The sequence below is a fragment of the Methanosarcina horonobensis HB-1 = JCM 15518 genome (assembly GCF_000970285.1).
Taxonomy (GTDB): domain Archaea; phylum Halobacteriota; class Methanosarcinia; order Methanosarcinales; family Methanosarcinaceae; genus Methanosarcina; species Methanosarcina horonobensis.
On record NZ_CP009516.1, the window covers coordinates 105652 to 129535 of the forward strand.

Annotated in this window: 21 protein-coding genes; 11 read left to right on the forward strand and 10 right to left on the reverse strand. The window is 44.4% G+C overall.

The genetic code is table 11. The features are described 5' to 3' along the window. The first annotated feature begins 8 nt into the window (after positions 1-8). The gene (gene mcrA / locus MSHOH_RS00460) at positions 9-1721 is read left to right on the forward strand and encodes a coenzyme-B sulfoethylthiotransferase subunit alpha (RefSeq protein WP_048136663.1); all 1713 of its coding nucleotides are present in this window, start codon (positions 9-11) and stop codon (positions 1719-1721) included. A 369-nt stretch (positions 1722-2090) separates the two neighbouring features. On the opposite strand, the gene MSHOH_RS00465 is transcribed toward mcrA, so the two are convergent. From MSHOH_RS00465 to MSHOH_RS00485, 6 genes are all read right to left on the reverse strand, one after another. After that, on the reverse strand, positions 2091-3071 hold the full coding sequence (locus MSHOH_RS00465) for a 50S ribosomal protein L11 methyltransferase (protein WP_048136664.1): 981 nt from the start codon (positions 3069-3071) through the stop codon (positions 2091-2093). Between the two features lie 244 nt (positions 3072-3315). Beyond that, positions 3316-4608, reverse strand: a complete 1293-nt coding sequence (gene aroA, locus MSHOH_RS00470) for a 3-phosphoshikimate 1-carboxyvinyltransferase (protein WP_048136665.1) — start codon at positions 4606-4608, stop codon at positions 3316-3318. Between the two features lie 116 nt (positions 4609-4724). Continuing rightward, positions 4725-5378 (reverse strand): thymidylate synthase, encoded by a 654-nt coding sequence (locus MSHOH_RS00475; protein WP_048136666.1) that lies wholly within the window; start codon positions 5376-5378, stop codon positions 4725-4727. 502 nt (positions 5379-5880) lie between these two features. Further along, a complete protein-coding gene (gene htpX / locus MSHOH_RS00480) occupies positions 5881-6741 on the reverse strand; it encodes a zinc metalloprotease HtpX (RefSeq protein ID WP_048136667.1) in 861 nt (286 codons plus the stop codon). An 86-nt stretch (positions 6742-6827) separates the two neighbouring features. Further along, positions 6828-6989 (reverse strand): hypothetical protein, encoded by a 162-nt coding sequence (locus MSHOH_RS24165; protein WP_162197592.1) that lies wholly within the window; start codon positions 6987-6989, stop codon positions 6828-6830. A 288-nt stretch (positions 6990-7277) separates the two neighbouring features. Then, positions 7278-7823, reverse strand: a complete 546-nt coding sequence (locus MSHOH_RS00485) for a dihydrofolate reductase family protein (RefSeq protein WP_048136668.1) — start codon at positions 7821-7823, stop codon at positions 7278-7280. Between the two features lie 323 nt (positions 7824-8146). On the opposite strand from MSHOH_RS00485, the gene MSHOH_RS00490 reads away from it, so the two are divergent. From MSHOH_RS00490 to MSHOH_RS25495, 8 genes are all read left to right on the forward strand, one after another. Continuing rightward, positions 8147-9226 (forward strand): hypothetical protein, encoded by a 1080-nt coding sequence (locus tag MSHOH_RS00490; RefSeq protein ID WP_048136669.1) that lies wholly within the window; start codon positions 8147-8149, stop codon positions 9224-9226. 506 nt (positions 9227-9732) lie between these two features. Next, a complete protein-coding gene (locus MSHOH_RS00495) occupies positions 9733-10845 on the forward strand; it encodes an iron ABC transporter substrate-binding protein (protein WP_048136670.1) in 1113 nt (370 codons plus the stop codon). Positions 10846-10847: 2 nt separating this feature from the next. Continuing rightward, positions 10848-11471, forward strand: coding sequence for a class I SAM-dependent methyltransferase (locus MSHOH_RS00500; RefSeq protein ID WP_048136671.1), 624 nt, complete (start codon positions 10848-10850; stop codon positions 11469-11471). A gap of 14 nt (positions 11472-11485) precedes the next feature. Beyond that, positions 11486-13258 carry a radical SAM protein gene (locus tag MSHOH_RS00505; protein ID WP_048136672.1) on the forward strand — a complete coding sequence of 591 codons (1773 nt, stop codon included), beginning with the start codon at positions 11486-11488 and terminating at the stop codon, positions 13256-13258. Then, positions 13251-14270: a FecCD family ABC transporter permease gene (locus tag MSHOH_RS00510; RefSeq protein WP_048136673.1), complete on the forward strand. Its 1020-nt coding sequence runs from the start codon at positions 13251-13253 to the stop codon at positions 14268-14270. Before MSHOH_RS00505 ends, MSHOH_RS00510 begins: the two co-directional genes overlap by 8 nt. Next, positions 14261-15070, forward strand: a complete 810-nt coding sequence (locus MSHOH_RS00515) for an ABC transporter ATP-binding protein (protein ID WP_048136674.1) — start codon at positions 14261-14263, stop codon at positions 15068-15070. Before MSHOH_RS00510 ends, MSHOH_RS00515 begins: the two co-directional genes overlap by 10 nt. 126 nt (positions 15071-15196) lie before the next feature. After that, entirely contained in the window at positions 15197-16483 is a 1287-nt protein-coding gene (locus MSHOH_RS00520; protein WP_052730645.1) for an S-layer protein domain-containing protein, read from the forward strand. 339 nt (positions 16484-16822) lie between these two features. Continuing rightward, positions 16823-16957 (forward strand): hypothetical protein, encoded by a 135-nt coding sequence (locus tag MSHOH_RS25495; protein ID WP_275425544.1) that lies wholly within the window; start codon positions 16823-16825, stop codon positions 16955-16957. Between the two features lie 427 nt (positions 16958-17384). On the opposite strand, the gene MSHOH_RS00530 is transcribed toward MSHOH_RS25495, so the two are convergent. Then, on the reverse strand, positions 17385-17918 hold the full coding sequence (locus tag MSHOH_RS00530; RefSeq protein ID WP_048136676.1) for a class I SAM-dependent methyltransferase: 534 nt from the start codon (positions 17916-17918) through the stop codon (positions 17385-17387). A 344-nt stretch (positions 17919-18262) separates the two neighbouring features. Here MSHOH_RS00530 and MSHOH_RS00535 point away from each other — a divergent pair, with 344 nt between their 5' ends. Beyond that, positions 18263-19081 carry a nitrilase-related carbon-nitrogen hydrolase gene (locus tag MSHOH_RS00535; protein WP_204245368.1) on the forward strand — a complete coding sequence of 273 codons (819 nt, stop codon included), beginning with the start codon at positions 18263-18265 and terminating at the stop codon, positions 19079-19081. 314 nt (positions 19082-19395) lie between these two features. On the opposite strand, the gene gatB is transcribed toward MSHOH_RS00535, so the two are convergent. The 3 genes from gatB to gatC are packed head-to-tail and all read right to left on the reverse strand — an operon-like array spanning position 19396 to position 22605. Then, positions 19396-20883, reverse strand: a complete 1488-nt coding sequence (gene gatB, locus MSHOH_RS00540) for an Asp-tRNA(Asn)/Glu-tRNA(Gln) amidotransferase subunit GatB (protein WP_048136677.1) — start codon at positions 20881-20883, stop codon at positions 19396-19398. Beyond that, the gene (gatA, locus tag MSHOH_RS00545; RefSeq protein ID WP_048136678.1) at positions 20884-22311 is read right to left on the reverse strand and encodes an Asp-tRNA(Asn)/Glu-tRNA(Gln) amidotransferase subunit GatA; all 1428 of its coding nucleotides are present in this window, start codon (positions 22309-22311) and stop codon (positions 20884-20886) included. A gap of 12 nt (positions 22312-22323) precedes the next feature. Next, on the reverse strand, positions 22324-22605 hold the full coding sequence (gatC, locus tag MSHOH_RS00550; RefSeq protein WP_048136679.1) for an Asp-tRNA(Asn)/Glu-tRNA(Gln) amidotransferase subunit GatC: 282 nt from the start codon (positions 22603-22605) through the stop codon (positions 22324-22326). Positions 22606-23030: 425 nt separating this feature from the next. Here gatC and MSHOH_RS00555 point away from each other — a divergent pair, with 425 nt between their 5' ends. Then, positions 23031-23579: an OsmC family protein gene (locus MSHOH_RS00555; protein ID WP_048136680.1), complete on the forward strand. Its 549-nt coding sequence runs from the start codon at positions 23031-23033 to the stop codon at positions 23577-23579. The last annotated feature ends 305 nt before the right edge of the window (positions 23580-23884 follow it).

Sequence of the window (23884 nt, forward strand, 5' to 3'; positions counted from 1 at the left end):
TGTTCATAATGGCAGCAGACATTTTCTCTAAATTCAAGAAATCAATGGAAGTCAAGTTCACACAGGAATATGGTTCAAACCAGCAGAGTGGTGGAGACATCACAGGCAAGACCGAAAAATTCCTGAGACTCGGCCCTGAGCAGGACGCAAGAAAAGTTGAAATGATTAAGGCCGGGAAAGAAATCGCAGAGAAGAGAGGTATTGCATTCTACAACCCAATGATGCACATGGGTGCCCCTCTCGGTCAGCGTGCAATCACTCCATACACCATTTCCGGAACTGACATTGTTGCAGAACCAGATGACCTGCACTACGTTAACAACGCTGCAATGCAGCAGATGTGGGACGACATCAGGAGAACCTGTATTGTCGGTCTTGACATGGCTCACGAGACTCTCGAGAAGAGGCTGGGTAAGGAAGTTACTCCTGAAACCATCAACCACTATCTTGAAGTCCTTAACCACGCCATGCCCGGTGCAGCAGTGGTTCAGGAAATGATGGTCGAGACACACCCTGCCCTTGTTGACGACTGTTATGTAAAGATCTTCACAGGTGACGACGAGCTTGCAGACGAAGTCGACAAGCAGTTTGTCATCAACATCAACAAGATGTTCAATGAAGAACAGGCAGCCCAGATTAAGGCCTCTATCGGCAAGACAACCTGGCAGGCAATCCACATCCCAACAATTGTCTCCAGAACAACTGACGGTGCTCAGACCTCCAGGTGGGCAGCCATGCAGATCGGTATGTCCTTCATCTCCGCATACGCAATGTGCGCCGGTGAAGCAGCAGTCGCTGACCTGTCCTTCGCTGCAAAGCACGCAGCCCTTGTCTCAATGGGTGAAATGCTTCCAGCAAGGCGTGCACGTGGACCAAACGAGCCCGGTGGACTTTCCTTCGGTCACCTCTCAGACATCATCCAGACAAGCCGCACATCCGAAGACCCGGCAAAGATTGCTCTTGAAGTCGTCGGTGCAGGCTGCATGCTCTACGACCAGATCTGGCTCGGATCCTACATGTCCGGTGGTGTCGGGTTCACACAGTATGCAACAGCTGCATACACTGATGACATCCTCGACAACAACGTGTACTACGACGTTGACTACATCAACGACAAGTACAACGGTGCTGCAAACGTAGGCAAGGACAACAAGATAAAGGCAACCCTCGAAGTCGTAAAGGACATCGCAACCGAATCCACACTCTACGGTATCGAGACCTACGAGAAATTCCCGACTGCCCTTGAAGACCACTTCGGTGGATCCCAGAGAGCAACCGTGCTCGCAGCTGCAGCCGGTGTCGCATGTGCACTCGGAACTGCAAACGCAAATGCCGGTCTCTCAGGCTGGTACCTCTCCATGTACCTGCACAAGGAAGCATGGGGCAGACTCGGATTCTTCGGATACGACCTCCAGGACCAGTGCGGTGCTACAAACGTTCTGTCCTACCAGGGCGACGAAGGTCTCCCAGACGAACTCCGTGGTCCAAACTACCCCAACTACGCAATGAACGTCGGTCACCAGGGTGGATACGCAGGTATCGCTCAGGCAGCCCACTCCGGACGTGGAGACGCATTCACCGTCAACCCACTCATCAAGGTGTGCTTCGCTGACGATCTGATGCCCTTCAACTTCGCTGAACCCAGGAGAGAGTTCGGCCGCGGTGCAATCAGAGAGTTCGTGCCTGCTGGTGAGAGATCCCTCGTCATCCCGGCAAAATAAACTCAATAAATTAAACACTTTAAAACAGAGTAGGCCTTCGGGCCTGCTTTTTCTCTCTTTTTCCCACCCGAATTGCGTTTCTGGAGCCCGCTGTCCTACCAGAGTTGCGTTTCTGGAGCCCGCTGTCCTACCAGAGTTGCGTTTCTGGAGCCCGCTGTCCTACCAGAGTTGCGTTTCTGGAGCCCGCTGTCCTTTTCGCTTCGCTCAAGAGGACTAATTTACAGAATTATATATGAGAGCTAGTAAGTATTGAGAACTGAGCTCAAGATGACTAATTTTACGGGAAGTTGCTTCTTTTCGCTTATTCAAAAGACGTAGATAGGTTCTATTCTCTTTTATATTTGATATCGTGAGACACGAAATTTTCTTTCAAATCACAACAACTTTTTCGCCTAATTTGCCTGCGGCTTCAATAAATTCTGTCGTATCCACACCGGGAAATGCATCTACGATACAAATATCGAATTTTTCATCCAAACAATTCGCCAATTCTCTTATATCCATGCTGTAAACTTCAAATTTGTTTCCGGATGCTATTAATTCTTCTTCGCTGCCTGAGAGTTTGACCGGAAATCCATTGGCTTCCAAATTAATCAAAGTAGTCTCTATTGCGGGATTCCATATATCATTAAAAACAACTTTTCGCGCGCCGGCTTTAAGGCATGCGATTCCTAAAGTCCCGGGGCCACATGTACAGTCAAGAACAGAAGGCTTGTCGTAATCTTTCAGAACCTTTTTAAGTGTCTCTATTTTAAATGATTTTACCTCTGGAAACTCTATATGAATTTCGTGCTGATACTTGTATATCCCTAAAGCACCGTAAGAAGTCTGTACAATATCGCATCTCAAATCGCATCCGGCAAGGAGTTCATATACATGAGGACTGGAATCGGAATCTTTTATACCCACAGTTTTTCTTGAATCTCCCTTTAAAACCCCTTTAACTTCAGGGACTTCCTTTACAATCGTTTCAGCACATCTTTTATCCACCTTGTCAGATAATATTACTAAAGAATCTTCAGGCAAATAGGGGAGAGAATCAGTTAGATAGCCAGGAGTCACCAGCGGAACACATGCATTCCTTAAATTAGCTTTTTTATCTTTTATCCCTTCATCTATCATTACTTTTAGCACATGAGCCATTACAACGTCGAGCTGCCTCTTACCACATTTACAATTTCTAAAATGATTATCCATTTCATCTAAGTTAATCTGTTCTGCCAGAGGAGAGAATTTCCTTATTTTTTCTGTTTTACAATCGTTGCATGGTTTGTAGAATAACTCAATGTCTTCTAATACTTCCGAAACAGGCCTTATGCACGTATCTCCACACCTACACCTTACTTCCATATATTTAAATATGGATATTTCATGTAAAAGTACTATTCCATTTTTTTGTTATTCCAGGAGTTTGGTTCAGATTTATTTAGAAGGTAAGTGATTTTTTTGACCAGCTGAAAGTTAATTAAAAAAGAAAAATACTGAAAGTCTGATAATTCCTTTCATGATCAATTATTAAAAGGGACTACCACTCAGTTAATCTGCATCTAATTTACATCTTATCTGCACTTGGAAATTCAAATGTATTTTCAACTTATTCTTCTGAGATTTCTCCAATTTTTGCTCCAAGGTTGCGCATATCTTTGAAAAAATCAGGATAGGATATCGATACAGATTCAGTGGTGTCAATTGTCGTATTTCCTGCTACCATCCCTGCCAGTGAAAGGGCCATAACAATCCTATGGTCATCCCAGCCGTGAACTGCTGCTCCTTTCAGTTGCCCTCCTGTGATGGTCAGGCTGTCCTTTTCTTCTTTAAGTTTGACTCCCATCTTAGGAAGTTCGATTGCAAGGGCACGCAGGCGGTCAGTTTCTTTATATCGGACATGCTCAGCATTTTCTATCCTGCTGGTACCTTCGGCAACAGCTGCGAGGACGGTAATTGTCGGGACGAGATCAGGAGTAGCTCCGGCATCAAAGGTAATGGCTTTTAATTTTCTTCCCCCTCTTACGGTCACGATGCCGGCTTCTCTGTCCCATGTGATGTCTGCTCCCATCTGTTTCAGGGTTTCAATAATTAGTTTGTCTCCCTGTTTTGAGGGGAAGAGGTTTTTAACAGTAACTTCGGAACCCTCTGTCATAGCTGCAGCTGCAAGCAGGTAAGATGCCGAGGAAAAGTCGCCTGGAATAGTATATTCTTTGAGGTTGTATTTCTGCTTTCCAGGGATGATAAACTTCATGCCTTTATTCTCATCGGTGTGGATTTTTACTCCTGCCAGTTCAAGCATCTCAATGGTTACGTCCACGTAGGGTCTTGATTTCAGTTTTCCTATGATAGAAACCGTGGTATTGTTTTCTGCAAGGGGACAGGCAATAAGGAGAGCAGAGATAAACTGCGAACTTATAGAACCGTCAATACTCACTTCTTTTCCTTCAAGCCCCCCTTTGACAACAATAGGAGCTCTTTCGTTCCCTCGTGTAGAGCAGGCTTTTGCCCCCAGCCTATTGAGGACTTCTAGAAGGGGTCCGTTTGGTCGCGTGCGAAGGGAAGAATCCCCGGTAAGTACTGTAATTCCATCCGTGAGACCTGCTATTGCAGTCATGAGGCGGAGGGTTGTCCCTGAGTTTGCGGCATCAATTACATTATCAGGAACAGTGGGCTTACCGTTAAATCCGCGAATGATGAGATTTTCTTCCTCTTGTTTAACCGAGGCTCCAAACATCTCAGAAGCTCTGATTGTGGCAAGGGTATCGGCAGATAGCAGAGGACGGTGGATGACTGCTTCTTCAGATAGGGCTGCCAGGGTTATGGCTCTGTGAGTGTAACTTTTTGAGGGCGGGGCAAAGACTTCTCCTTTTACCGATGATTTATTGATCGAAACACGCATTTATAACAGGACTCCGGTTCTTTCTACTATTTATTCTAACTGATCTCTAGTTATATTGAATACTTTCTCTGATTTTACTTTGATCAGACTTTTCTCTTCGATTCAATAATCCGGATTTAGCGCACGCCTTTCACGATATTTTCTACCATGTCCCAGTCGTGGTCGTAAACATGGGCTGAAATGCTGACTGTGGTGATTACTCCGGGTTTCGCACCTACCCTTTCGGCAACGTATTCAAGGAGTCTGGAGAGCCCGTAAAGGTTTGCAGGGTAAGCTCCTCCAAAATCGTGGCTTCTGAAAAGGGTTGTAAGATGGACTTTTCCATCCCGGATCTTGAAGTCATCGAGTATCATGCAGGGAACTTCATTGACTTTTGTGTCCACAGGTGGGATCCAGGTGACAGCTGTAGCCCTTCTTGAAGTTGGACTCTCCTTCAGTTTTTCGATTACATATTCGATCTGGTCCACTTCCCCATTCCAGTTCCTGAGCCGTTGTCCATACGTATACTCAAAGTCCTGCACATTTTCGCCCGAGATTAACTGTTTTGCATATTCTTCAAGCCTTTCTTCATTCCAGGCGGTATCTTCGGGAATCCTGTCCGTATAGGGATCTTCGATTACCACCATCAAGTCCATAAATTCCTTTATCTGGCTCCCCCTCTCATCGGTAATTACCTGTCCGTGGTTCCAGATTATGTTAAGTCCGCGGTACCATGCATCAGAGATGTTCTTTGCTCTGATGATCCTGCCAATCTCAAACTTGTCTTCCATAAAAGTTCCCCCATTCGATAAGATAGGGTGTGGATAGTCAGTAAAATAACTTATTATTCCAAAAAATTTTTCAGCCTGATTTACCAGTCTTCTCTTTAGAGAATTTTTACAACATTAGATACGGACTGAGAAGTTTTGTTTACAGGACCTGGATTTTTTATCTTTCTGTTAATAAGCTCACTGTAAACAGATATTTTTACCGGTTCTCTTATTGACTGTCAGTCCTTTTCGTTTTATCTGTCATTTTCTTTTATAAGTGTTTTTTCTCTATGATATCTAGTAACATCTGTGCAACTTGATAGCATATAGCACGCCAAATTTAAAAAAATAACGGATAAGCTTTCAAAGAGAAAACGAGACAGGAAAATCAAATTTAAAATCTACGGAAACAAAAAACAAAAATGAAAAATAAAAAAGTGGAAAGAAAATAGAATAATCAAAAATCAAAGGAAAAATTAAAAGATAAAAAGGAAAAAAGAAAGTAAAAAAGGTTTTGAGAGCCTTAGAACCTCATTGTCCTCAGGCGTTTTACTCTCTCATCGGTTACCGGGTGAGTCCTGAAAAGAGACTGGATCGCTCCGCCCTTTAGAGGGTTGACGATAAACATGTGGGCACTGCTTTCCTTTGCCTGCACGTCTGAAACTCTTGGCCTGTAGTGGGAGTTTCCGTATTCGAGCTTTTCAAGAGCATCGGCAAGAGCCCAGGGTTTTCTGGAAATTTTGGCTCCTTCAGCATCTGCTGCAAATTCTCTCGACCTTGAAATTGCAAGCTGGATCAGAGTTGCAGCAATCGGTGCCAGAATGGCCATTGCGATAAGGCCTATGATTCCACCGTTATCGTCATCCCTGCCTCCGAAGCCGCCGAATATCGCAGCCCATTGTGCCCAGTGGGCAAGCATTGTGACAACACCTGCAAGGGTTGCAGCAATGGCACTTATCAGGGTATCCCTGTTTTTCACGTGTGCCAGCTCGTGTGCCAGTACACCTTCCATTTCTTCATAAGAGAGTAACTCAAGAATTCCGGTTGTAGCAGCCACAGCCGCATGCTTCGGATCTCTGCCTGTTGCAAAGGCATTTGGCATTCCGGATTCTACAATATACACTTTAGGTTTTGGTATTCCTGCCTTCATTACGAGCCCATCGACGATCCTGTGCAGGTTAGGGGCTTCCGCAGGGGAAACTTCTTTTGCCCTGTACATTTTTAGGACTATCTTGTCACTGTACCAGTAACTCCCAAAGTTGAGAATTACTGCAAACAGGAATGCGATGATCATTCCGCCTGTACCGCCAAAGTAGTCACCTATGATAACCAGGAGACCTGTAAGGGCGGCAAGCAGAACTGTAGTCTTAAGCATGTTCTTCATGACTTCTCACACGACGTCCTCCCGGGCTAACGTCCGGGTTTTCAGTCTTTGATTCATATATTCTGGACTTATTTTAGTAAGTTCGATCAAATAGAATCAACAATTAGTATTCTGTTTACAGATATATATTTTTTATCTCTTAAAAGAGAAATTTGCCTTTTTGTACTATTTTCGTTTCCTCTATCATCCAGATAATACTCCAAATTTTCATAAAATGGAAAGTTTATTCTCCATACGGGAAGTTTCATATTTGCACAAAAAGTTTCTTTATATCCTCTGTTGCAATCCCCAAATCTTAAACTTGCAACAAGTATTAAAATATCGGTTTAGATATATTTATATTTAATCCATTTTTGATGCCTATATTAGTTTGATTTCAAACTACTATATTGGGACTTCATGTATATATTTTTTATTGAAAGAGATTTTTTAGATTGCTCCATCTTCAAAATAATCTGTATTCATCTTCTTAACTTCGTATAATTTTATTTTTGAAACCTCCACATTATATTCGACCATCAGTCCTGCAAGTATTGTCACCCTTCAATTTCATACTTCAACTTTACCAGCCCACTTTCATACCTCTCCGTATCAACTATCTTGAGCCTGAACTCTTTTCCAATCCGATCAAATAGCGAAATCCCACTCCCAAGAATAATGGGAACAACAAAGACAATCATATCATCCACTAGGTCTTCTTCGAGAAACACCTTAATAAGCTGCGACCCACCCACAAGCCAGATGTCTTCATCAGTATTTTCCTTCAGCCGGCGCACAAATTCCCCGACATCCTCGGAAACAAATTCCACATTTTTTTCTCGGTGCAGGGGCTCTTTTTGTCTTGTAAAAACATACGTTTTCTTCTCCCCGTAAGGCCAGTCTCCAAAACCCAGAACCTGTTCATATGTTTTTCTGCCCATAAGGACTGTACCGATTGATGCGTAAAACTCGGAGTAGCCGTAGTCGGTTTCTGAGTTGTTTTCGTATTCGATTAACCAGTCTATGCTTCCGTCTTTTCGGGCTATGTAGCCGTCGAGGCTGCAGGCGATGTAAAGTTTAATTCTGGGATTATTTTCTTTCACTGCCTCTTCCCCTTTTAGTGATTATTTGATTTTATGTGATTTTGCTTCTTATTTATTGTTTCATTTCAGTTGTTTTATTCAGGCCGTTCGCAAGCGAACGGGACAGGACAGACGGGGATAAGCTATTCATGCAGCTCGGGTGAAGTTTTTGCTTTGTTTTTCTTCTGTCTTTGCCGGATTTATCTGGAAATGTAGTATCTCTCACATAGTGGTTTCCTATAATACCAAATATCCATAAAATTGGTCTCCTATACAAGACCGCTTTTCAGCAAAACTCTAAGAAATCCAAACCTTTATACCTCTTCCTTTCCCAAAAACTCCTCATGTCCTTCCCAGGCATCCCGCTTCCCCTAAAAACAGAACATTCTGCCAGAGACCGCCTCTACTGGAACTTCTTCAATATGATTCCCTTCCTGATCGGTTCAATTGCAATTGCCAGGGACTCGATCAAATGGGTAGCAGTTTACATAGGAATAGCTCTCTTTTTCTTTCTGGTAATCGAATTTCGCTTTGCCTGCACCCACTGCCTTTATTACATCAGGAGCAAGGGCTGCGTAAAGTGCATGATGCTTTCTGGAGTGCCAAAGATTTTCAAAGCCCGTCCCGGACCTCACAGCCCTTTTGAAAAAGCAATGACTGTGCTTGGGGCTCTGCCTATGTTTTTCTTTCCGGTTTACTGGCTGGTCAGGGACCCTATGCTACTGGGGGCCTATATTGTAGCCTGGGCACTCTTCTTTCTGACCGCCCGCCGGTACGAGTGCGTAAGGTGCCTTAACTTTGAGTGCCCTATGAACCGGGTGCCTGCAGACATGAAGAAAGAATTTGAGAAAAGGGATGACCGTTCAGAGAAGATTGAACTTTCAGGAAGGGGCTTTCTGGTGACAGGTTCAGGCAGATGTGCCTCCCTTAAAATGGAGCACGAATTTAAGGATTTTCTCTACTGGAACTTTGTAACTCTAACTATTTTATTTTCAGCGGGGCTTGCGATAGGCATCAGTTCAACCGGCTGGCTGCTTGCCTATATTTTCACAGTCTTTTTTCATTTCAATATTCTGGAGCAGCGTTTTTTCTGCACTCACTGCCCTTATTATCCTGCGGAAGGAAAAAAATTGAGGTGCATGATGAACTGGGGTTGGCCCAAACACTTCAAGTCAAGTCCGTATCCTCCGGGTAAATTCGATCTTGCTATTACATCTCTTGGATTCATAATCGTAATTCTCTTTCCACTTCCCTGGCTATTGAAAGTACCATTCTTGCTGGGAACTTATCTGGTTTCCATATTGATTTTCTTACTGACAATATGGCGGTATGAGTGTCCACACTGTATCTATTTTGGGTGCCCTTTTAACAGAGTATCGGCTGAAGTGAGGAAAGAGTTTGAGAAGGAAAAAGTGAGTAAATGAGACAAGGAGGGGTTTAAAGGATTAGGAGAAATTTAAGGGATTATTACTGTGTTATACTCTGTACCACTGTACCACACCGTGTTTCTCTTATTCATTTCCTTTTTTTCGCATTGAGCCAATTTTTCCTGTCACTCATATTAAAAAATTAGAGGATTTAGAACTTCGATAGCATGCAGTGTATAATGTAGATGATTTTTCCTTTTTTCTATATGTTTTGATAGAAATTCTAATTGTCTTCAAAACAAAAACTATTTATTATATTACTAGGAAATAGGTTACCGTCTTCCTATCCCCTGTGCTGGGAATACTCCGGAAAATCGATAATGCAGAAATTTTCTGAAAACCATCAGTCTACCGTAAAAACGCAAAAATTCTCTAGAAAACAGCTTCATTACCGTTTTCCAATTTCAGTAACTGTATATCTATTTAATAACTGAATATTCTTTTATATCATTATGTTTATCCGAACATAATGATTAAACTGTAAAAAGTCTGTAGGGATTTCTATGCGTGGAAAAATAAGTACAATATTGATACTCTCTCTGCTGGTTCTGGCTGTTGCTTCCTGTGGGTGTGCAGAAAGTACGGGCCAGCAGGCTGTTCCGAACTCAAGCTCCGTGCTTCAGAGTTCAGATACCGTGCAGATTACCGACATGCTGGGAAGGCAGTTAACTGTTCCAGAATATATTTCCTCTGTCGTAGCCACTTCTCCTCCATCTACTATTCTTGTTTATATGCTCGCGCCGGATAAACTTGCAGGCTGGAATTTTAAAAATAATTTTACCCAACCTTTTATGGATGAAAATTACACAAGTCTGCCCGTAATAGGGGGCTGGTTCGGGACCCAGACAGGGAACTATGAAACCATAATCAACATGGATCCTGACATTGTAATTGAAGGGTACACCACTGACGGACAAATCGATGAAGCCATAGAACGCAGGCAGGAAAGTTTTGGCAGCATTCCGGTGGTTGCCATTGATGATTCTATTATCTTCGTGACAAAATCCGATCCTACTATCGAATACGCAGGTAAGCTGCTTGACTGTGAAGCTCAGGCGGAAAAACTGATCGAGTTTCGCAGTTCAATCCTCAATGAGATCAACAGCACTGTAAAAGATATTCCCGAAGATGAAAAAGTACGGGTTTACTATGCCGAAGGCCCAAAAGGCCTGATGACCGACCCATCAGGTTCTCAGCACTCCCAGGTCATTGATATTTGCGGGGGCATCAATGTTGCCGACTGTCCTCTTACTCCGGGGAACGGCATGACCCAGGTTTCAATAGAGCAGGTAATAGAATGGAACCCTGAGGTAATCATCACTTCCAATCCGCAGTTCTATTCAACGGTGTACTCTGACTCTCTCTGGGTAAGTGTGGATGCTGTTAAAAACAAACGGGTGTACCTTGCTCCTCAGAATCCTTTCTGCTGGATTGACAGGCCCCAGGGTCCTCATCTCATTATCGGAACTGCCTGGACTGCAAAAATGCTGTATCCGGACCTTTTCACAGATATGGATCTCTCCGAGCTGACCCGCGAGTTCTACTCGGAATTCTTCCACTACGATCTCACGGATGAAGAACTGAACACGCTCCTTAACCCTGCAGCAGAGGCCTGAACATGGACGAAAAGGGCAAATCTCCGGGTTTTCCTTATATTGCGGAGCATATTTTCGCTCCCATTTACCCCGTAATAGCAGCTCATATCGTCAAAGAAAGCGGGATAAAACGGGGCATTTGCCTGGACCTGGGATGCGGTATCGCATCCCTGGGGATCGCTGTTGCGGAACTCACGGATATGCAGGTTTATGGGGTTGATTTCTCAACGGAGATGTGCAGGCTTTCTAAGGACAAAGCTCACCGCTACTGCCTTTCAGGTAAAGTTATTCCTTTACAGGCTGATGTCCACCTGCTCCCCTTCAGGGAAAACTGTGCAGACCTGATAGTAAGCCGCGGCTCTGTATTTTTCTGGAAAGATCTGCCTGTGGCTTTCAGGGAAATTTCCCGTATCCTTGCTCCGGGGGGGCAGGCCTGGATAGGGGGCGGTTTCGGCACAAAAGAATTGAAGGCCATGATTTCTGAAAAAATGGTCGAAATCGACCCGGACTGGCATACCGCTTCAAAAAAGCGCCTCAGCTCGGAAAATCTTCGGGCTATGCAGGAAGCCGGGAGGCAGACTGAAATTCCCTATCGTGTAGTCCAGGACGATTCGGGCTTCTGGGTGATCCTGAGCAAGGATGAGTAAGGGAGGTTAAAAAAATGCAATGTAATGTGTGTGAGTTCGGGTGCGAAATCAATGAATACAGCAGGGGCAGGTGCGGGACTTATGTCTATACCGGCGATACCATAGTCCAGGACCCTGGCATGGGATATCTTGGAGCATATCCTGTTTCCATAGAAACTATTCCTTTGCTTCATTATTATTCCTCAGGTAAGTTCCTCCAGGTCTTCAGTACTGGCTGCAATTTCCAGTGTTCCGGGTGTGTGGCTCGCTTGCTGGCCTCAGGCAAACCTCTCTCCCATTCCACCTTAACTCCTTCCCAGGTCGTGGAAAGAGCCCTGCAGCAGGAGTGCCTGGGCGTGGTTTCTACACTTAATGAACCTGCTGCAAATTATTACCTCTTCAGGGATCTTGCAGTGCAGGCAAAAGAACAGGGTTTGCTCGCAGGCTGTTCCACAAACTGCTATTTCACAGATGAGACTTTGAACAAGCTTGGGCAGATTGTGGATTTCATGAATGTCGGAATCAAAGGTTATTCTGACAGGAGTTACAGAAGCTGCGGAGTCCCTTCATCAGCTCCTGTTTTCCGCAACATTTCCCGGCTTTTTGACATGGGAGTGCATGTTGAAATCTCAGTTGTTTATTCCAGAGGAAATGAGGAAGATGTGATAAAGGTTGCAGAAGCAGTATCAGATATCTCCCCTACCATTCCGGTTCAGGTCATGAGGTTCATTCCCTTCGGGGACGCTCCTATTGAGCTTGAACCTTCCATCGGAGAGGCGGAGAGCCTGTGCACCTCTCTGCGTAAACACATAGATCATGTCTACCTCTTCAATTCTCCTGGTACGGAACTATTGAACACATACTGTCCTGAATGCGGAAGCCTCCTGGCAGAGCGGGAATTCTACGGGCCCATGGGTTCAAGGCCTGTAAAACCCTGGGTAACTTACACATGTGATTGCGGGAAGACTGTGCCGGTTAAAGGGATAACTGCAACCGAATGCTTCAATGAGGAAGGTTTCATGGGCGGGTACAGGATAAGCCGGGCTTTCGGAATGGTCCATGGAGTGCTCACATGTCTGGAAGTATTGGACGATTCCAGGTTAATAGACACATGGGAGAAAATCTCCGATTCCGGAACCCTTATGCAGGTTCACCATATGATCCAGCAGCCATACGCTTATCTTGAGTTTGTCAGGCTTATCGCTGAAAAGGCAGGCGAGCCGGAAAAAGGAGAAGAACTTATTTCTTTTATCCGTACGCGTCTGGAGCTTGTCCATGCCCTTGCAGCAAAAAACAGTGGTCATAAGGTGTATTATTGTATGGGCTCTCCTCTCTTTGCCCTGAACGCTGGAAGAATGGAAAACAACCTTGTGACATTCTCAGGGAGCATGAGCATCAATAAGCAGCTTCAAAAGGAAGGAAAGCCGGGTGTAAATGTTTCTCCTTCTTTTATCAATGAAAATAACCCGGAAACCATTTTCATCTCCGGCTTCCTTTCCCGACCCCTTGACGAGTTCTATGCCCTGTGCAGGCAATACGGCATAGAGGCGGATGCTGTAAAACAGAAGCGAATTTATGCAGTCCCGCCCTCCTGGGATTTCGGAAATCCTCGCTGGATACTGGGGCTCATGTACATAGCAGATAAACTATATCCCGGAGATTCAGGAATCGACCTTAAAAGGGAAGCAGATGAATTCTACCTGCAGTTCTACAGGATGCCGTTTGGGGAATCCAAATCTAACAGGTCTTTTCACAGGCCAACTTCCGGGATCTGGCCCCTACATGTGACGAGGTGCACTCATGCCTGAATGCAGGTATCCCCGCATTGCTCTTGTGTATATGCTGCCAGTAGCCTTACTCATAGGCTCCCTTTTTGTAGGGAGATATCAGACTCCTGTCTCGGCGGTTGTGGATGAGAGTATGAAAGCTTTTTCATCTCTCTTTTTTGGCACTCCTGCTTCGGTTTCCACTCAACATACCGTACTGTTCAATGTAAGGCTGCCCAGGATACTTGCGGCTTTGCTTGTAGGAGCTGCACTTTCTACAGCAGGGGCATCTTTTCAGGGGATTTTTCGCAATCCTCTTGTCTCTCCCTATATCCTTGGAGTGGGCGCAGGTGCGGGTTTCGGAGCCTGCCTGGCAATACTGCTCTGGAACAATTATCTGCTTATACAGCTGATGGCTTTTGCTTTCGGACTGCTGGCAATGTTTCTTGCCATAAGTATGGGTAAAGCCAGTAAAGGTACGGGAACTCTGGTCTTCGTACTTTCAGGAGTAATCGTGAACTCTATTTTCACGGCGCTTACTTCACTGGTAAAATATGTGGCAGACCCTTATGATGAACTTCCCGCAATAGTATTCTGGCTCATGGGAAGCCTTGCTGCTGTCAGGTACGGAGATCTGCTCTACATACTGCTACCCATGTTTGTTGGGGCTCTGGTGTTGTTTCTTCTCAGGTGGCGTCTCAATATCCTGTCCCTGGGAGATGAGGAAGCTAAAGCCCTCGGGATGAACGTGGAAAAAATGCGCCTGATCGTCATTGTTTGTGCAACCCTTTTGACTTCAGCGGCGGTCAGCATCAGCGGTGTGATTGGCTGGGTAGGGCTGGTCGTACCTCATATCTCAAGGATGATAGTTGGTCCGAATTACAGCCGCCTGCTGCCAATGAGCATGGTTATCGGGGCCTCATTTATGCTGCTTGTGGATGATCTCTCAAGGACGATTGTTGCTACGGAGATTCCCCTTGGGATTCTCACTTCCCTTGTAGGTGCTCCTTTGTTTGCATATCTAATTCGAAGGGGGCGCATGGGATGGAACTGATGCTGGAAGTGAATTCACTTGCCTTCTCCTATGGAAACGGCCCGGTGTTTGAGAATGTATCTTTCTCGCTAAAAAAAGGCGAGGTTATGTGCATCCTGGGCCCGAACGGGGCGGGCAAATCTACACTGATCAAGTGCATTGCGGGAATTTTCAAACCTGCTGCAGGTTCTATCCGAATTCTGGGAGAGGATACGGCTTCTCTCGGAGAAAAGGGAATTGCCCGGCATATTGGCTATGTGCCGCAGCAGAATGAGGTGGTTTTTCCTTTTACTGTGCTGGATTTTGTGGTAATGGGCCGGGCTCCTCACCTCTCCATGTTTTCATCCCCCAGCGCAGAGGATATGGAGATTGCAAGGGAATCGCTTGAGGTGATTGGACTTTCTGACCTTGCGGAAAGGCCGGTCTCCAGTCTCAGCGGCGGGCAGAGCCAGATGGTACTGATCGCCCGGGCTCTTGTCCAGAAACCTTCTCTGCTTTTGCTGGATGAGCCTACTTCCCACCTTGATTTTGGCAACCAGGTCCTTGTACTGGAGGCCGTTCAGAGACTTGCTTCCCTGGGGATGTCGATTGTGATGAACACTCATATGCCGGACCACGCTTTCCTGGTAGGCAGCAGAGCTGCAGCCCTGACAGGGGGCAAGCTGGTTGCGCTGGGAGAAGTTGAAACGGTTGTAACCGGCAAGATAATGTCTTCGGTTTACAGGGTAAAGGTAGCTGTCCGGGAAATCGAAGATATGAAAAGGAAAGTGTGTCTGCCCTTACGGGGGAATCAGTATATTGAAACTGAATTAATACATTGAGAATAAATCAATAAACTTAGCAAGTCTTGTGTAACAGAAAAAAGGTGTGCAATCGCCTGAATTTTACTTTCACGATAAAAGTCCGAACATAGAAAAACAAAAATTAAAAGTTAGTGGAGAATTTTTATGACCTTAAAAAGATTTAACGCTGTAGCTCTGGCTATCTTTGTGCTAACGCTTATTCTGGCGCTGGCAGGAACGTGTACGGCTGCGTCGGTTGAGATAAGAGGCAATCCCTTTGATACCGGAAGTACGGATGCGCAGAATATTTCCTGGGATTTCAGAAGCTTCGGAGCTTTTTTCTTCAGTGCAAATAAGTACAGTAATTTCCTGAACGGGTCAGGAGAGCATCTTTATTTTGAGGATAGCGGGAACAGTCCTTCCATCGGGAAAGATAATCCTTCAGCCAGTACAATCGATGAAGGTGAATTGATTTACACTACCAGACAGCTCCCTTCGAAGTATAAGGTATTCTCTGAAGAAGAAAACGTTACAAAGGTATCTTTCTTTTATACGCTGCCACTGTTTGGTAAGTCGTACTGTGCTATTGACAATGATGCAACAAATCTCGCCAGGATACTGTACCAGCAGGATGAGAGTGAAAAGAAAACACTCAGGGCAGGAGAGACCTGGGATATTGCCGGAGGGTACAGCCTTACTCTGAACGGGATTGATATTGAAGGCGATAAATGCTATTTTTCGCTTTACAGGAACAGTACGGAGCTGGAAACTGCGGTAATCTCCACTGATGGCACTATAGATGACAGGATATTTACTGCAGAAGATGAATTCGGGGACAATGCTTCACATATTTATTTTTTGACCCTTGTAGATTCCGTTTTTGCAAGTGCTGATGCCGATTTTGCAGTGTTCAAATACACCTGGCTGATAGATAAGGACAAGCCTCTTTCCATCGACTCCGGGGATGAATTTGGCAGTTTTGAAGTAGACCAGGCTCTTGAAAACCTGATAGTAATGTCAAACGCCGACATAATAACAATCAATGTCGATGCTGATAGGAAGACCAACATAACAGACGAGTGGTATTTCAAGACCTCTGATGCGGGAAAAGGAAGCAATGGAGGATACGTAATCTACCCCGCAAAAACAATTATTGTCGAAGAACAAAAGCCCGGAAGTTCAGGAACCGGAGCTGCAGGAACTAATACTTCAGCCAGCACATCAGACGGCGTTCAAATGCAGGAGGGAAATAGCACTCAGACAAAAGCAATAACCGAAAACACCAGTGAGAAAAGCGAAGAGGTTTACAGCACTTCGTCTGAAGTCCAGAATGAAGCAGAAATGCCTGTAGCAGCCAGCAGTGAAGCTGCAGCAAGCTCTGGTTTCGGAGGATTTCTGGCTGTCTTCTCTCTGGGAAGTATAGCTTATTGTTTCAAAAGGAGTCGGATTTAAAAGAGAGCAGTAAGTTTCAAAGTCCTCTAACCTCTTCCTTTTTATTTTTTGATAGATACTTTATAGGTTTTTGATAGTGCTTTGATAGCGCTTTAAGTTAGTTTTTTTCAGGTCAATCCCCTATCGTGAAGTGAAACCTTTTTACCTGTATTTGTAGTCGGAACTTTATGTTCGTCTTTCTTAATCCGGACAGTTTCGGTCTATTTTTCCGGTAGTTTTGTCATATTTGAATACTCACCTCTTGTATGAGAAAACTATTTATACTTAAATACGGTAATAGGATTCCGTGTTCCTATAAGAACATAAGGAATTGCAAAACCAGAAAAGGAGATTCGGAATATGAAAGAAAAAAGACAGAGAAAGACTCCGGAACCCGTTTTGCATGGGTTTTTGTTTGGCAACGGAACTTTTATCACTCCCGCGGAAATGAGAATCATGCAAAGTCTCGGGGTTATTCCGGCAACAAAAGCATAAACTCAAAAATTGAACTGGGAAAGAACACATTTAACAGGGTCAGATAACTTATCCGTAAAAGCCAATCAACCTTCAGAATATCCAGCTGCCTATTAATTAACCTCCAGTATATTCAAATCCAATAAAACAACCTCCTAAAAGTTAAACCGATCTTCCAATAACCATTGATTTGCTCCAGACCTGACTTAAGCTCAAAAGAAAGAGATGGAAGCAAATCAATAAAGAAAGAACAGATTTAAAAACAGATTTAAAAACAGATAAAAAAACAGATGAAAATTTATCGATGGTTACTCTATTGACCTGTTAAACTTTGTGTTTCTTCTGAGTTCAAGTTCCTTTATTTTATATTTTTACTTTTCATTTTCTGTTTTTAGCATGTCTTTTAGCAGAATAGATATGTATACTTGCATAAATTGGCATCTGCTTATCAAGCCTCATCCTTCTTAAAGGAGTAAGTACTTTTACCTTTCCTTTTCAGCTTGAATAACCTTTTCCGGGTAGCTCCTTCCATTATTTCTTCTTCTCTCATGTAATGGTCTCTAAAAGAAAGAGTGCCTTCCGGTTTCAGGATCCTGTGCAGTTCTTTCATAACAAGTTCCGGTTTATTCAGGGCATGATAGGTGTCATAGAATAGAACTACATCCACGCTCGCTGCGGGCAGGCCCGTATCGTAGTCAGTAAGGATAGTCTCTACATTTTTAAGGCTCCTTAAAGCAGCCAGGTGCCGGACCATTTCAATAGCAATGGGATTGATATCCAGAGCATAGATTTTTCCTGAAGGACCTACCATTTCGGAAGCATCACGGATATAAGAGCCAGACCCGCAGCCGTAATCCAGAACTTTAAAACCAGGTTTTATCCCTACTTCTTCAAGGATTTTTCTGCGGGGAAAGAAGAAGTCCCGGAACTTGAAAATGAGGGCATTTGCGTGGAATCTAAAATCAGAATCTGGTTCTTCCATGATATTTTCCTCTTTATGGTCAGTTTTCTCGTCAGTAAGAATTCAGGTTTTTCTCTTAGTCAGCTTCTTCCTTCAAGCTACTTTAAAATTCACATGCTTTATATTTTTGCCTACGGGTTTTCACGATTTTCACTGTTCTATACAAATATTCTGATACATATATAATCAGATTATTGTCTGCAATAGCTATCAGACTTTCTATGGACTTTAATCACAGGTGTTCTGTTCCACCGTAACACAAAACTTTAATCCGGAATCAGAAAGTAGAATACTTACAAAGTATCATAAGTAAGGTAATGAAGTATCTAAATAAGATCTGTATTCTATGAACGGAAGGAATAAAAGTGACAAGCATTAAAGCCGCCTGTATCCAGATGAATATTTCACTTTGTTTGAAACATGAAAACCTTGAGCGTGCCCTTTCCCTGGCAGAAGAAGCGGTTTCAAAAGAAGCCGAGCTGCTTGTCTTTCCGGAGGTTTTCTCAACCGGCTTTTGTTATGACCTCATTGAAGAAGTTGCTGAAACTGCCTCTGGTCCCACACTCGAAGCTCTCGGCGACTTTTCCAGAGAACATGGCTGCATTCTTGCAGGCTCAATGATAGAAAGAAGAGAAATAAAAGATAGGGACACAGCTAATTTAGAAAAGAATGCTCCTTCCCAGTACAACCTCGGCTTCTGCATCGATTCCGGAAAGCTGGCCGGTATCCGCCGAAAAGTACAGCTTTACGGTCCCGAAAAAAAATATTTCGCATCCGGAAACAGCATAGCTCCTATCAGGCTGGAAAAACATGGGCTCTCCCTGGGACTTATAGTGTGCAATGAACTCAGGTATCCGGAAGTTGCCCGAAAACTGGCCCTTGAAGGAGCAGACTTTCTGGTCTCAGCTGCCGATATCCCGGATTTTTATATGTATCCCTGGCGTATTATGTCCATTTCCCGGGCGATTGAAAATCAGCTGCCGCATATAGCCTGCAATAGAGTAGGGAGAGACAGGTATTCGACTTATCCGGGCGGCTCTTTTATCGCTGACGGATGGGGCCGGGTTCTCGCAGAAGCCGGAAAAGAGGAATGTGTCCTCATCGGGGAAATTGATATTGAAGAGGCAAAGGAAATCAGGCAAACCGGCTCTATTCTCGAAGATCGCAGACCTGATCTGTATTAAGTGAAGATTGGAGCTGAGTGAAATCTAGATGTAAACTACTTCATGTCTGAAGGTTCAACAATTCACACAGGGATGTGTTTTCTGTTCTCTAATCATAGCTTCTTTATATGGCGGCAGTCAAGATCGCGCTGAGGTGCTGGATAGAAAAACTACAATTCTCTGTTCCGCAATTCCTGTAAGACTCTACCTGAATAAAGCTCTGGCTCCTGTAAAGGTCAAAAAAGACTTCTCTACCTTCCAAATAAAAAAGAAAAAATCCAAAAATTCAGAAATTCGAAAAACAAAAGATAATTAAAAAAGGTAGCCCTGCCGGGTTACCCTTTAAGTTCCTTTACAATCAGTTCACGTGCTGTTTTTGCATCTGCCGTGCCTTTTGTCTTTTTCATGACCTGTCCTACAAGGAAGTTCAGGGATTTTTCCGTTCCTCCGAGATAGTCCTGTACTGCGGCTTCGTTTTCGGCAATTGTTTCGGTAACAGCCCTGGTGACAAGGTCATCTTCGGCTTTAAAGAGGCCCTTTTCTTCTATGATCTGAGAAGGAGTCTTTTCCTCAGTTCCGTCCAGAATTGTACGGATAACTTCAACTGCAGCCCTGTCACTGATTTTACCTTCAGCAAAAAGGTTGACCAGCTCTACCATATCCGAGACCTTGAAAGAGTTCTCCACCTCAGGGTCTTTTGCATGGATGAAGCCGATTGTCCTGCCGTCATAAGAAGAAATTGCAAGGTCCCTATAGTTCAGCTCCCCGAGGAAGACATCAGCCGTCCATGTGGCTGCGATCTTCGGATCAACTCCTTTTGCACAGACTCCTTCGTAGAAGTCAGCGAGCATGATCTTTGAGGTAAGAGCTCTTGCATGCATATCTGTGATGCCGTACTGCTCCATAAAGCGCGCACGTTTGGCATCAGGAAGTTCGGGCAGGGTTTCTTTAATTGCAGGAATCCAGCCAGTAACGCGCATTGGCATAAGGTCAGGCTCACGGAAGTAGCGATAGTCTTCTGCCTCCTCTTTTGTCCTCATGGAAATAGTTACACCCCGTCCTTCATCGAAGTGGCGAGTTTCCTGCGTAATTTTTCCTCCGCGGCGGATCACATTCTTCTGGCGCATTATCTCGTAGAGGAGAGCCCTTTCCACTCCTTTGTGGGAGGAGATGTTTTTGACCTCAACACGCGTTCCCCAGTGGACCGAGACATTTGCATCGACACGCATGGCTCCTTCAAGGTTTCCGTCAAAGACATCCAGATATTCGAGGATATTCCTGAACTTGTCAAGGAACCTCCTGGCTTCCTTGGGGCTCCTCATGTCCGGCTCGGTAACGGTTTCAATCAGAGGCATGCCTGACCTGTTGTAGTCGATAAGGACACCTTTGGACTTCTCAATGCTACCTATATGCACAAGTTTTCCAGGGTCTTCTTCCATGTGAGCCCTTGTAATTCCAACCACATGTTCCCCATCTTCTCCTTCGATCACTACCTTTCCTTTACTAACAATCGGATAGTCATACTGGGTGACCTGAAAACCTTTGGGGAGGTCAGGGTAGAAGTAGTTCTTTCTGTGGAACTGTGTCTCTTCTGCAATCTCCCCTTCCAGAGCAAGTCCCACCTTAATTGCTGCTTCCACGGCTTTTTTGTTCAGGACCGGAAGTGCTCCCGGAAGGCCAAGACAGACCGGACAGGTATGGGTATTGGGGGGTGCATTGTGGTAATCGGTAGAGCAGCCGCAGAACATCTTTGTCTTGAGTTTGTTAAGCTGGACGTGGATTTCAAGCCCAATCCTTATACCGTCAGGGTTTTCGTAGACCATTTATTCCACCTCCGGAGGTCTCTTTGTGTGATGATCGGTATTTTGCTCAAAAGTATAAGCTGCACGCAGGACAGTAGATTCGTCAAAGGGCTTGCCCATTATCTGAAGTCCTATGGGCAGTCCGTCAGTAAAGCCGCAGGGTACGGAAATTGAAGGTACGCCTGCGAGGTTAATCGGGCAGGTGTTTACGTCCGAAAGGTAAAGGGTGAGAGGATCTTCAATCTTTTCCCCTATCTTGAAAGCAGGGTTCGGCATGGTCGGAGCCATGAGAAGATCTACTTTTGAGAGAGCCTTGTCAAAGTCCTGCTTCACAAGAGTCCTGACCTTCAGGGCTTTAAGATAGTATTTGTCGTGATAACCTGCAGAAAGGGCATAGGTTCCGAGGAGAATTCTTCTCTTGACTTCTGTACCGAAACCCTCGGCTCTGGTCTTTGAAACCATGGCATGCCAGTTCTCGGCATTTGCTCTGAATCCGTAACGTGTTCCATCGAAGCGGGCAAGGTTTGAGGACGCTTCACTCATTGCAATGATATAGTATGAAGCAAGGGCGTACTTTATGTTGGGCATTGAGACTTCTTCCCAGGTCGCTCCGAGGCTTTCATATTTGTGTATTGCACCCCGTACTGCCTTTTCTACGTCAGGATGAATACCTTCTCCGAAAAACTCCTTCGGGACCCCTATTTTCAGGCCTTGCACATCATTAACAAGAGCTTTCTGGTACTCGGTTTTGCTGTCAATTGAAGTGGAATCTCTCCGATCATAGCCGGCTATAACATCCATCAGGACTGCGATATCTTCCACGTTGTTTGCGAGAGGTCCGACCTGCTCAAGGGAATTTGCATAAGCCACGACCCCGTACCTTGAGACTGCCCCGTAAGTTGGCTTAAGCCCCACAACACCACAGAAAGCTGCAGGACAGCGCACAGACCCGCCCGTATCGGATCCAAGGGCAAAAGGAGCTTCTCCGGCTGCAACAACTGCTGCACTTCCTCCGGATGATCCTCCAGGTACTCTTTCGAGGTCCCAGGGGTTTGCAGTCGGCCCGAAATAACTTGTTTCCGTAGAAGATCCCATGGCAAATTCGTCCATATTGGTTTTTCCAAGGATCACGGCTCCGGCAGCAAGAAGTTTTTCAATTACATGGGCATTGAAAGGAGGAACATAGCCTTCAAGAATTTTCGAGCCGCAGCTGTTTGGCAGCCCGACGACGGAGATGTTGTCCTTTATCGCGATAGGTACGCCTGCAAGGGGTCCCTCGTGCCCTTCGGCATCGATTTTTTTTGCCTGCTCAAGGGCTTTATCGGAAACCGTTACATAACCGTTGGTTTTGCTCTTTCCGATAACTTCAAGGTATCTGGCTGTTACTTCTTCGGCTGAGCTTTCTTTGATTTTCTCTTTAACCTGTGCAACACTCATCCATTTTGCCATCAAAACATCTCCTCAGCCGATTTTCGGGACCCTGAAAGCCCCGTCCTGCTTGTGCTCGGTGTTTGCAAGAACAACTTCCTGCGGGAGGCATTCTTCCGCCACATCTTCCCTGAATACATTATAGACCTCAGCAACGTGGTATGTAGGAGCAACATCTTCAGTAGGCAGTTCATCAAGCTGCCCGAAGTACTCCAGAACTGAGTTAAGTTTTTCCATATACTCGACTGTTTCCTGCTCATTTATCTCAATACGGGCAAGCCAGCCGATGTGTTCTACATCTTCTTTTGTGATCATGAAAATTCCTCAAAAACAGAATGATTCTGAATAGAATGCCGTTGGTAATGCATGTTGGTAATGCATAATAGAAACAGTTTATGAAATAAATATATATTCTTCCTATTCTCAAAGATCAGGATAAGCCGAAAGAGTTTTCAACACTATTTAACGCAATATTTTCTTGAATATGAATGCATTATTGAAGTTTTTTAACAAATGCGAGGAGAATATATCTTTTCAATAACTTCCAAGCCCTGATATCCTTCTGGCAGAATTTTATTTTACGTTTTTCCCTGTCCGTTTTTATAACTGTATCCTGGTCACGGATAATCGGTATTTTTTAGGAACGAGATGTATAAATAATCATTAATTTATATTCTAATTGTTTTATATTAATTTATTAATGAAACGGGGAAGGGTCAGATCAGAAGCGGGGTGGTAAATTGATAGTAAATAGAGTAGAGGTAGATCAATTCAATGAAACTCTTCAAAAAGCAAGAGATGATTCTTCAAAAACTAAAAAGGTAATTGAGTTTGAAGGAAATTGGGAAATTGGCAAGATGGGACCTCAATTTTCAGCAAATATAAATATCGAAAGCGGTGGAGAGTTCTTGATTCAATCTGATGAGCCCATGTCTTTAGGAGGTGGAGGAACTGCTCCCAATCCCGTGCAATATGCCCTTTATGGAATAGCAGCCTGTTTTGCAGCTACTTTCGCCAAATGGACTGCAATGGAGGGTATAGTGCTCAACCAGTTTAAGATAAAGGTCAGGGCTGACATGAATTTAGGCGTAAGTTTTGGAATTTATCAGGAACCTGCAGCCCCTATTTATGAACGTATTAAGTTCGATATTATAGTCGATTCGGAAATGAGCCCGGAAGAAATCGAAAAGTTTAAAGAGATCACGAAACAGCGTTGCCCATGCTATTATTGTTTGACAACGTCAATCATTCCAGAAATCATATTTACAAGGGTTGATCGGGAACTTTAATCCAGGGGGTTATTATATTTTTCTTGTAGTTGCGATGTAATCGCAACAGCCCGCTGTCCTTTTCATCCACTTCGCTCGTTAAAGAGGACTATTTTATGGGTACAAACTTCCATCTTCTGCCTAAAAAAAATCAGAAAGATGAGCAAGCCAAAGATATAAAGCTGCTTGCTCAGTGAATGACTTTTGAATTTTTATGCTTTCTGTCTCATGTGCAGTGCGTACATCTGTACCACCCGAATTGCGCCTCGGAAGTACGCAGTCCTTTTCGCTTCGCTCAAGAGGACTAATTTAAGTTATAGAATGAA